Below are 11,214 nucleotides of genomic sequence, written 5' to 3'. Positions count from 1 at the left end.
TGTTTTTTGATTTTCTAATGCGAAATATAGTGTTTTGTTCTAACTCATTCATAATTCAAAATGCTATCGCATAACTACATGTAAAATAAACCCAGTATAATAAAAAATTATACTGGGTTTGTAAACAACCTGGAAAAACCTGCATTCTCTTAAGAATGCAGGTTTTTTATCATTTAAACTTTATTTCTACTTGAACAATTTCTGAAGCTGTTCCTATTCTTATAGGAGGGCCCCAGGTTCCAACTCCGCTTGAAACCACAACAGTAAGATTAATGTATTATTTACATAAGATATAGGTAGCGAGGTATGGTACACTTACCTCATTAATACAAGTTTTAGTCCCTTTATTTACACCTTCTTTATTGGCTTCATATTCATTTGCTAAAATTCTCCACTCATCGCAATCTGGTAAAATTAACTTTATTCCTTCTGTGTTCGAATTATGAATTATTATTAATTTACTATAATCCCCGATAAAGGTAGATGTTAATTCATAGGCCACACAATTACAGGGTGATTCAAGGAATAACAAGGATTTTCTTACATCACTTGCATTGTCCAAAGTCATAACCTTTTGGCTTTTTCTTAAGGAAATTAGCCCTTTGATGTATTCATAAGTTTCATAATATTCAGCTTTTCTACTCCATCTTATTTCATTAACAGCATCACCAGCATTATAGCTATTATGATTTCCTTGTTTGGTCCTTAGTATCTCTGTTCCACCTTGAATAAAAGGCACTCCTTGAGATGTAAGGATTATAGATAAAGCTAATCTATTCATCTTTTCTCTTTCTAAAGAAGTATTGTCAGGATTGCTTTTTTCAAATTTATCATATAAACATAAATTATCATGAGCACTTACATAGTTTATGGATTCTCCAGGATCTTGTGAGAAATTGTATATTTCATTGTTATATTTAATGCTGCCAACAATGCCTTTTTTAACCTCTTCCTCAAGTCCAACTCCACCATTTACAAAACCTGCCTGGCAACCGTCATTATCTCCCTTTATTGCATTTCGTATAGCGTCATTATATACAGATATCTGCATGCCCTTTTGGCTTCCTTTTCTTAGTTGCATATAAGAAGGTAATGATGATGGCCCACCTGTCCAGGGTTCACCACAAATAATAATATCCGGATTAATAATTTTAGCTTGCTTTTCCACTTCTTTCATTGTATCAATATCATGAAGGGCCATTAAATCAAATCTAAATCCATCAATCATATATTCCTTCGCCCAAAACTTAATACTGTCTACTATAAATTTTCTCATCATTGGTCTCTCTGATGCTGTTTCATTCCCACAGCCTGAACCATTAGTAAAGTTACCATCATCATCTGTTCTATAATAATATCCTGGAACTAAGATATCCATTGGTGAATTACCTGTAGTAGAGGTGTGATTATAGACAACATCCATAATGACACTAATACCATTTTCATGCAAATTTTGAATCATGGTCTTAAACTCTTTAATTCGAACAGTACCATCTTGCGAATCAGTAGCATAAGAACCTTCGGGTACATTATATAAATAAGGATCATATCCCCAATTATATCCACCCCTAGTCTCATCTACACTTGCAAAATCAAAAACAGGTAAAAGTTGAACATGAGTTATTCCCAAATCTTTAAGGTGATCCAATCCTGTAATAATTCCATCAGCTGTCTTTGTATTTTTTTGAGCAAAAGCTAAATATTTTCCTTTGTTTTCAATTCCAGAGTCTTCTGATACAGAAAAATCTCTAACATGAATTTCGTATATTACTGCCTCAGTTCTATTTATTGGTATAGGTTTCTTGTGATTCTCCCAGTTAATAGGATTTATAGAAAGAAAATCTACAATCATACCTTTTTCACCATTAGAACTTGCGCCCTTAGTATAGATATCTGGTGTTTCCTTTTCTACTCCACCATTTGACACTAAATAATTATAATATCTATTTTTAAAATCACCATTGAGCTTAATATACCAGATACCTTTTTCTACCTTGGTCATTTCATGTTTTTCTCCCATGTCATCATTGAAATCTTTATACACTATTACTGTAATTTTTTCAACGGTAGGTGCCCAAACCTTAAAGGTTGTATTATAACTAGTATATACTGCGCCTAAATCCTCGCCATTGTATATGAATTCTTGGCTATCTAATACTTTTACCATTGTTCAATCTCGCTCCTCATAACTCCACTAAAGTGGCTTAATTAAAGACTTCAGAAGAAAATTTATATACCAACTGAAGTTTTCTTTTTTTCTAGGATAATAGCTGCACACTTATAGAACTAAGGACTAAAATTTAAAATCCTGTTAAATTTTTTCTAAAATGGAACAAAAGTTTGCATTAATAAAATATATGATAATAGTTGTTTCTTCATAATATGTAATCATCTCTAAAAAACAACCCTTAAGTCTAGTGTTAGTTAGGTTTATTTCAACTAATTTTGTGCTAATAATTTAATTGTATATATAATCCTCATCATTATATTATTAAATATAGTAATAATCAAGGTTTGCTTGTACAATATTGTAATTAATTATATATAATGTTTATTTCTATATATAGGAAATACTTACAAGTTGTAATCATATAATAAAGTAATATCTATTATAAAGAAGATGAAAATATGTATGAGGACAAAAATTATTACATTCAATTAAACAGCAGAGTTGAAAAAATGCTCAAGACTTCAGAATTTCTGGGTTCGGGTCATAATGGAATAGTTTATTTACTTCCTAACAAAAGAGTAATTAAGATTTTCAAAAATAAAAAAGTATGTGAGGATGAATATAATATCTTAGTAAAAACAAAAAAGAGTAAATATTTTCCTAAAGTTTATGAACATGGGTCTTACTATATTGTACGAGATTATGCAAGCGGGCAACGTTTGGATAAGTATATCAAAAAACATGGTATCAATAAAGAAATATCACTAAACATAATTAAGCTTATAGAGGAGTTCTCAAAACTTAAATTCCATAGACTAGATATTAGGTGTAAAGATCTATACTTAATGGATGATTTTTCGATTAATGTAATCGATCCTAAAAATAATTATTCTAAAAATGTAGTTTATCCAAGGCATCTAATGAAAGGCCTAAACAACTTAGGAGTGGTAGATGAATTTTTATCAGTTGTTAGTGATAATCGGCCTAAAATATATGAATTGTGGAATTTTAGATTTAGACAATATTTAGAAAAAAACATCAAATAAATATTGTTTTAATAGTAAAACATTCATAATATAAAAAATACTTCATCAGCAAAATAGTATAAGATGCTATAATCCTCTAAGGATGCAGCCTCTTATACTATTTTATTATAGTAATATATTTAATTGTTTTAACTCATTTAGAAATTCTTTAAAACTTAGTGCCCTTGAAGAATTCAGTATGATTTTTGCATTTCGTATTAGTTTTTTATCATCCGTCACAAGAATATAATCTTTATTTCTTTCACAGATATTAATAAGACTATAGTCATTTATAGAAATTTTATCACCATTGTTAAAATATATTTTATTATTTTGCTCATATTTAATAAAATCACTTTTCACAAGCTTATTATTAAAGCTAGAATTATCATTAGAAATCATATGTCCTAATAATTTTAAGAATTTATTTGATAGTACGAAGTCGTCATTGAATTTCACATACTCTTTTACTGATAACTCTCCGGCTATATCCTCAGAAATTTTAAAATCAATACATTCTTTATTTTCAATAGTATCTAGCAAGTTAGGATATTTATTCCACACATTTATAACTATATTAGCATCCAATAAATACGCTTTACAATTCATTGTCTTATCTCCTTTTAGAAGTAAACCTATATTAGATTTTTAATAAAAAGATATATGGATTGTTTTAAAAGTATATTGCTTCAAAAGTATATTGATAGTTTTATTTATATTATATTCATTATTAACTAAATGGTTAACTATTATTAACTTCTTATTACTTTCACCTTGATAAATGTAAATAATGGCATTATAATTAAAATTGTAGTATACAAATATTAGTTAATTAGAATATGGGAAGGAGTGGCTGATTTTCAGCTAACAAATAAAGCTATGGAAGTACATGTATTTTTAAAAGGTAATAAAAAAGCTGTTATTTATAAAGGCGACAGAATAGATGTTTTAGATTTTGAGATGAACAAAGTCAAATATAAGCAAATAAGGTATTTTAGAAAAGGGCTAAGTAAAAGCGAATTAGTAGAAGAAGAAAGTATAAATAAAATAGTTAAAGTATAATAAATGCCTACATCCATAATATGAATGTAGGCATTTATTATACTTTAACTATTGTCTTTTTTTGTTTTTAGCCTTATTTTTGTTATCCTTTTTAGTTCCATAACTTGCCTTACTTTGATTATTCATTGGTTTTTCTTTATCTTTAAGGTGTTTACTAAAAGTTTTATCTTTATTCGTGCTTTTTACATTTTTTCCTTTATCTTTACCCTTTTGTTGTTTTGTACCAATATTTGAGTTACCTAAATGCTCCTTATTTTTTTGAACCCTTGGTTTTACTAAACACTTTGGTCCATAACCAATAAGGTCTTCTCTGCCAGCCTTTATCAAAGCTGACAATACTAAATCATATTTCATAGGATCTTTATATTGTAGCAATGCTCTTTGCATTGCTTTTTCATTTTTTGTTTTAGGTATATGAACTTCTTCAAGGGTATTTGGATCAAGTCCGGTATAAAACATTGTTGTTGATGGTGTTCCTGGGGTGGGATAAAAATCTTGAACTTGTTCAGGTTGGTAATTAGTATCCCTAAGGTATTCTGCTAGCTCTACTGCTGAACTTATGCTGCATCCTGGGTGGCTAGACATTAAATAAGGAATAAGATATTGTTTTTTTTCTAACTTCTCAGTAGCTTTGTAAAATTTCTCTCTGAATTTATCATAAGTTCTCCCAGCTGGCTTACCCATGAATTTTAAAACTTTATGAGAAACATGCTCTGGTGCGACCTTTAGTTGCCCACTGACATGATGCTTAATGAGTTCATTAAAAAAGGTTTCATTTTTGTCTGCCATAATATAATCATAACGCAGCCCTGAACGTACAAAAACTTTTTTAATATTTGGTAATTCTCGAAGCGACCGTAGCACGTTTAAATACTCCATATGATCAACATTTAAATTCTTGCATGGGGCAGGATGCAAACATTGTTTATCTTTACAAGCCCCTACTTTTAATTGTTTATCACATGCAGGTCGTCTAAAATTAGCTGTAGGCCCACCTACATCATGAATATATCCTTTAAAACCCTTTAATTTTGTAATTTCTATTGCTTCCTCTATTAATGAATTTTCACTTCTACTTTGGACAATTCTACCTTGATGAAAGGTTATGGCGCAGAATGCACAGCTACCAAAACATCCTCTTGAACTAACTAAACTGAATTGAACTTCCTCTATAGCTGGTATTCCACCGAGTTTTTCATAAATTGGATGATAATTTCTTTGGTAAGGCAAGCCATAAACAACATCTAATTCTTCTCTAGTAAGTGGCATTTCTGGTTTGTTTTGCACAAGATACTTATTAGTATGCTTCTGAAGTATACCTCTCCCCCTAATAGGATCCTGTTCATCATATTGTATTTTAAAAGCTTCCGCGTATTTTTTCATATCATTGCAGACTTCTTTATAGGATGCTATTTCAACGTAGTCTTCTATATTTTCTATACTCTCTGTTACATAACACGTTCCAAGAACTCCCGTAATGTCTTTTATATCTATACCTTCATTTAATTTATTTGCAACGTTAACAACTTGTTTCTCACCCATACCATATATTAATAGATCTGCTCCACTGTCTATTAGCATGGACTTTCTTACCTTATCACTCCAATAATCATAATGTGCAAATCGCCTTAAACTTGCCTCTATTCCTCCAATAACAATAGGAACACCTTTGTATGCTTCTCTTATTTTATTGCAGTATACTATTGTTGCTCTGTCAGGCCTTAGCCCCATCTTTGCACCAGGGGAATACAAATCTTTTTCTCTTATTTTTTTACTTACTGTATAATGATTAACCATAGAATCCATGTTGCCAGAATTAACAAGAAAGCCAAGTCTTGGTTTCCCTAATTTTTTAAAGTCTTCAGTATCCTTCCAACTAGGTTGAGCTATTATTCCTACTTTATATCCTTCGTTTTCTAGAACTCTTGATATAATTGCTGTTCCAAAACTATGGTGATCAACATATGCATCGCCAGTAACTATAATAAAATCTAATTCGATCCAGCCTCTATCTATAATGTCTTCCCTACTAATAGGTAAATATTTCTTTTCTTTCATTACTTCCACCTTCTTTTGCTTTAATCGTAAAAATATATATATCTAATTCAAAATATAATTATATCATTCTTTACGATTTAATTCTTTGAAAATAATAAATTCAACAAATATCTAGTTTACTTCCTTCCTTAATATTATAAAATGTACCTTCTTTAGCTTCTAATACTAGTTTAGCTCCCTTTACTTTAGTAACAACTTGACCTGGTTTTAAGTTTTCTATTTTTATAATAACCTGCATGTGTTCATTTAAAAATAAAACATCAATATTAAACTTCATAAAAAACGTATGGATGCCATTACAGGGTTTTAGCAAAATAGCATCATGATGAGGCTGCTTTCTAAACATATACCCACAAAGTCTTTTAGTATATGAATCAGCTATGAACGTTTTAATGGTATTTTCGTTATTATATTTTAATACTTTAATCATATTATCACCTCTAGAATATTTTTGAAATTTTGATAACAGCTGGACCTAAAACTATAATGAATATTGAAGGGAAAATAAAAAATATAAGTGGAAATAACATTTTTAAAGGCGCTTTCATAGCTGACTCTCTTGCAACTTGCTTTCTATGTTCTCGCAGTGTTTCAGACTCAATTCTTAACACATTAGAAAGGCCAACTCCTAGATCATCAGCTTGAATTAAAGATGTAAGCAGCAATGATAGTTCCTTTACTTCACATCGCTCACTCATATTCTTAAGTGCTACTTTTCTTTGTATACCCATACGTATTTCTTTGAGTGTTTTTGCAAACTCATCACATAACTCTCCACTTATATTTGCAATGACCCTCGCCATGGCACCATCAAAAGACAATCCAGCTTCAACGCTTACTGTAATTAAATCTAGTGTATAAGGTAATTCTCTTACAATCATTTTTTTTCTTATTTTAATCTTCTTTGAAATATAAAAATTAAAAAATGTACTAATAAGTAACATCATTAGTATTGATATGAGAAGTGAATTAAAAAAATTTGCTTTGATTGTATAGCTTAGAAAGCCAAATGAAATTGAAAAAATGAGCGTTAACATAATTCTAATATATAACCAATTCTCTGCGGTTTTATTTTTTAATAAACCAGCTTTTTCTAATTTTTTCTTAAGGAGTGAAATTTTTCTACCTGGAGTTGCTTTTATGATAAATTGACTTATTCTTTGATAAATTGGCATAAGCGCTCTTTGTGAAAAAGATATTTTTTCAATATCTGTTCTATCATCGATATCAATATTTTTTACTTGTTTTATTCTAGAGCCAATGGTCAACTTACTTTTATTTAGTACAAGTATAGTCCCATAAAAAAACATAAACATAATTGTAAAACAAATAAATACTATAATATATAGCAACATTATCACCTCAACCATTATTTTAATTTCTAACTACATATCAATATTAATAATTTTCTTTATGATAATCAAACCTATCATTTGACCCAAAATTGCAGCGACTATCATTGCGATCCCAATGGGAGTAGTAAACAAAAGCATTATATATTCTTTATTAGTTATATAAATGAAAATACCTATGAAAACCGGAATAAGCATTACAATGATTGCTGATAGTCTACCTTGAGCAGTTAGTGTTTTAAGTTCATTCTGAATCTTTTGCCTCTCTCTTATAGTACTAGAGATATTATCCAATATCTCTGATAAGTTTCCACCTATGTCCTTTTGAATTAAAATAGCATTTACTATTAGTCTAAGGTCTTCCGATTCCATTCTATTTAACATATTATTTAATGCAATATCTTCTGAAATGCCCAAACTCATTTCCTTCAGGAGTTTCTTGAATTCTTTAGCAAAAGGATTTTTTGTCTCGTCTGATACTGCTGCAATGGCTTGCAAAAAAGAATAACCTGCTTTAAGTGAGTTTGAGATGATCATTGTGCCCTCATTTAATTGTTCATTAAAGGTCTTAACTCTTTCTTTTTTTCTATGGGATATAACGACTTTGGGTAGGTTCCAAATTATAATAAACATGAAAAGTACAATAATAAAATCCTTTGAAAGTGCATATGCTAAAAATGCAAAAGTTGATGATATAAGTATTTTTATTACTAATAATTCTGCCACTGTAATAGGTATGTCGCCTTTAATTAATTCGATTTCTAATTTTTTATCGTGTTTCTCATTTAATTTAATATTGGGAATTAGATTTGATAATATTTTTAAAATGCTTATTTTATTTTTTTTCTTATTTTCAATTTTTTCTTTTATTTCATAATTATCCTCAAAGTATTTTAGCTTATCAATGGGCTTTTTCTTATATAAAATAGTTAGTAGCATAGCACTTATCAATGACCAAACTAAGAAAAAAATAAGAAACATTATAATATATATCATTTTCATCACATCCACTTTATATTTTTAGTGAAGAAGTAGAATTCATTAGATAAAGATGCCAGCAGGGATATTAATACCTCTTTCTTTAAATTTTTCAAGAAATTTAGGCATTATGCCGGTAAAAACATATTCTCCTTTTACTTTCCGCTTAGTATCTAGTCCTTTTTGTTCAAATTTAAAAATATCCTGAAGGATTATAACATCGCCTTCCATGCCTTGAACTTCTGTTATATGAGTTATTCTTCTACTACCATCTATAAGTCTTGACTGTTGGATAATTAAATCGATAGCTGATGCTGTTTGATCTCTAATTGCTTTAATAGGCAGATTCATTCCTGACATAAGTACCATAGTTTCAAGTCTTGATAACATGTCTCTTGGGGAGTTTGCATGCCCAGTTGTTAATGACCCATCATGACCAGTATTCATAGCTTGAAGCATATCTAAGGTTTCACCTGAACGTACTTCCCCTATTATTATTCTGTCCGGTCTCATTCTTAGACTATTTTTAACTAAGTCTCTTATATTAACTTCTCCTTTACCTTCAATGTTAGCAGGCCTTGTCTCAAGTCTCACAACATGTATTTGAGAAAGTTGCAACTCTGCAGCATCCTCAATAGTAACAATACGTTCTGATTCAGGAATAAACGACGAAAGTACATTTAGTGTGGTGGTTTTTCCACTGCCAGTCCCACCCGAAACAACAATATTTAAACGGGCTTCAACGCAATATTTAAGGAGTTCTGCCATCTTTGAGCTAAGGGTTCCGAAATTTATTAAATCTTCTACTTTAAAAGGGTCTTCAGCGAACTTTCTTATGGTAATTGAAGGTCCGTCGATAGCTAGTGGTGGTATTATAGCATTTACTCTAGAACCATTAGGAAGTCTTGCATCTACCATAGGAGAGCTTTCATCTATTCTTCTCCCAATAGGAGCTACAATTTTTTTAATAACATGCATAACATGATTATCATTTTTAAATTTAGCATCTGTAAGCACTAGTTTGCCGTCCCTCTCAACATAAACATGATTTGGGCCATTAACCATAATCTCAGTTACACTTTTATCCGCAAGTAAGGCCGTAATAGGACCAAAGCCAATAATTTCATCCAATAGTTCTTCTTTTATTTTTTTCTTTTGATTTGTTGTCATGTTCAGAGATTCTTGTTCTATTTGTTTCATAACAATAAAATTTATTGCTTCCCTTAATTCCTGATTTTGATCCGATATATCATTAAAATCTATATCAAGTTCTTCTATGACTCTATTTTGTATTTTTGTTTTTAACTCAAAATAAGGATCTGCCTCTTTTTCTTCAGGCTTATTACATTTTTTATCTACATTTATCTCTTCTAATCTCTTTATAAGGGACATACTATCACCTCTACATTGCTAAGTCTTTACACATTAAAGCTATAGCTTTTCCTATTTTGAGCTTATCATATTTTGGACTATCACAAAAGGGTTGTCCTTTATTAACTGAAATACTAACTGTATTTTGCTCTTCTGGAATCATAGCATAAATACCATCACTAAATGCTCTTTCTGCGTCAAGCTTGCTTATGCCATACTTTGTTGTAAAATTATTTATAATCAATTTCACTTTGGTTTTATCATACCCAAGAGATTGCATAACTCCTAGACCTAATTTAGTGTTTTTTAGAGCAACGATTTCCATGGTAGCAACAAATAGTACTATTTCTGAAATATCCAAAATGTAAAGTGTGCTATCATTAAAGTTAATGCCTGTATCAATTATAATAACATCATATTGTTTCATTAGAATTTTCATGATTTTTTCAATACTATCTTTCCCAATATACTCTGCTGCTTCAGGTTTCGTTGGAGCAAAGAGCATATGCAGATTTTCATTAAATTCATATAAGTAAGGTTTTACATTTTCATACGATTCTAATTGTCCATCCTCTATAACATCAAGAATTGTCTTTTGTGCATACTGATTCACGAGCATTGATATATCTCCAAATTGTAAATCTAAATCAATTAGGAGAGTTTTTTTATTATGTTTCTTACTTAGAGTCACCGCACTATTTAATGCTAAAACAGATTTTCCTACTCCTCCTTTGGAACTGAAAAAAGTTATGATTTTTGCATTACTCTGCTCTACTATATTCTTCCCTTCTCCAAAGTAAGATCCATTCATAACCTTATCCTTATATTTTTCATATGTTGTTGTTATAGTATTAACTAAAACCTCATAGTTAAAAGGTTTAATAATGTATTCTTTTGCTCCGTGGAACATAGCTTTTTTAAGATATTCACTTTCAGCTTGAACGGACATAATAATTACTGTAACATTTGGAAATAGATTTGTAATTTTCTCTGTAGCTTCTAGACCATTTAATACAGGCATATTAATATCCATTAATATAATATCTGGTTTTACCTTAGGAATAAGTTTTAAAACTTCTTCTCCATTACACGCTTCACCAACAATTTCAAAGAATTCATTTTCGAGATTTAAAATTTTCTTTATTACATTTCTGGTTTCTTCTATATCATCTGCAATTAGTATTTTAATTTTGTTCAT

General features: G+C 29.9%; 10 protein-coding genes. 2 read left to right on the top strand and 8 right to left on the bottom strand.

The genetic code is table 11. The features are described from left to right. Window positions 1-277: 277 nt before the first annotated feature. A complete protein-coding gene (pulA, locus tag VIM70_RS14530; protein WP_331946493.1) occupies window positions 278-2,167 on the bottom strand; it encodes a type I pullulanase in 1,890 nt (629 codons plus the stop codon). Between the two features lie 461 nt (window positions 2,168-2,628). Between pulA and VIM70_RS14525 the strand changes: the two genes are divergently transcribed. Next, a complete protein-coding gene (locus tag VIM70_RS14525; RefSeq protein ID WP_331946492.1) occupies window positions 2,629-3,216 on the top strand; it encodes a protein kinase in 588 nt (195 codons plus the stop codon). Between the two features lie 105 nt (window positions 3,217-3,321). Here VIM70_RS14525 and VIM70_RS14520 read toward each other — a convergent pair whose 3' ends face one another. Beyond that, window positions 3,322-3,804 (bottom strand): hypothetical protein, encoded by a 483-nt coding sequence (locus VIM70_RS14520; RefSeq protein ID WP_331946491.1) that lies wholly within the window; start codon window positions 3,802-3,804, stop codon window positions 3,322-3,324. A gap of 270 nt (window positions 3,805-4,074) precedes the next feature. Between VIM70_RS14520 and VIM70_RS14515 the strand changes: the two genes are divergently transcribed. After that, window positions 4,075-4,257 carry a hypothetical protein gene (locus VIM70_RS14515; RefSeq protein ID WP_331946494.1) on the top strand — a complete coding sequence of 61 codons (183 nt, stop codon included), beginning with the start codon at window positions 4,075-4,077 and terminating at the stop codon, window positions 4,255-4,257. Window positions 4,258-4,305: 48 nt separating this feature from the next. Here VIM70_RS14515 and VIM70_RS14510 read toward each other — a convergent pair whose 3' ends face one another. The 6 genes from VIM70_RS14510 to VIM70_RS14485 all read right to left on the bottom strand — a co-directional run bounded on the left by VIM70_RS14510 (window position 4,306) and on the right by VIM70_RS14485 (window position 11,214). Next, entirely contained in the window at window positions 4,306-6,315 is a 2,010-nt protein-coding gene (locus VIM70_RS14510) for a YgiQ family radical SAM protein (protein ID WP_331946490.1), read from the bottom strand. Window positions 6,316-6,415: 100 nt separating this feature from the next. Next, complete coding sequence (locus VIM70_RS14505; RefSeq protein WP_331946489.1) at window positions 6,416-6,745, bottom strand: DUF192 domain-containing protein; 330 nt, start codon at window positions 6,743-6,745, stop codon at window positions 6,416-6,418. Between the two features lie 10 nt (window positions 6,746-6,755). Continuing rightward, window positions 6,756-7,670, bottom strand: a complete 915-nt coding sequence (locus VIM70_RS14500; RefSeq protein WP_331946488.1) for a type II secretion system F family protein — start codon at window positions 7,668-7,670, stop codon at window positions 6,756-6,758. A gap of 30 nt (window positions 7,671-7,700) precedes the next feature. Further along, complete coding sequence (locus tag VIM70_RS14495; protein WP_331946487.1) at window positions 7,701-8,663, bottom strand: type II secretion system F family protein; 963 nt, start codon at window positions 8,661-8,663, stop codon at window positions 7,701-7,703. Between the two features lie 45 nt (window positions 8,664-8,708). Beyond that, on the bottom strand, window positions 8,709-10,037 hold the full coding sequence (locus VIM70_RS14490; RefSeq protein ID WP_331946486.1) for a CpaF family protein: 1,329 nt from the start codon (window positions 10,035-10,037) through the stop codon (window positions 8,709-8,711). Between the two features lie 10 nt (window positions 10,038-10,047). Next, window positions 10,048-11,214 (bottom strand): response regulator, encoded by a 1,167-nt coding sequence (locus VIM70_RS14485; protein WP_331946485.1) that lies wholly within the window; start codon window positions 11,212-11,214, stop codon window positions 10,048-10,050.

The sequence above is a fragment of the Clostridium sp. genome (assembly GCF_036569345.1).
Classification (GTDB): Bacteria; Bacillota; Clostridia; order Clostridiales; family Clostridiaceae; genus Clostridium_AD.
The sequence above is the reverse complement of the archived record's forward strand: the minus strand, read 5'-3'. Positions and strand labels throughout refer to the sequence as shown.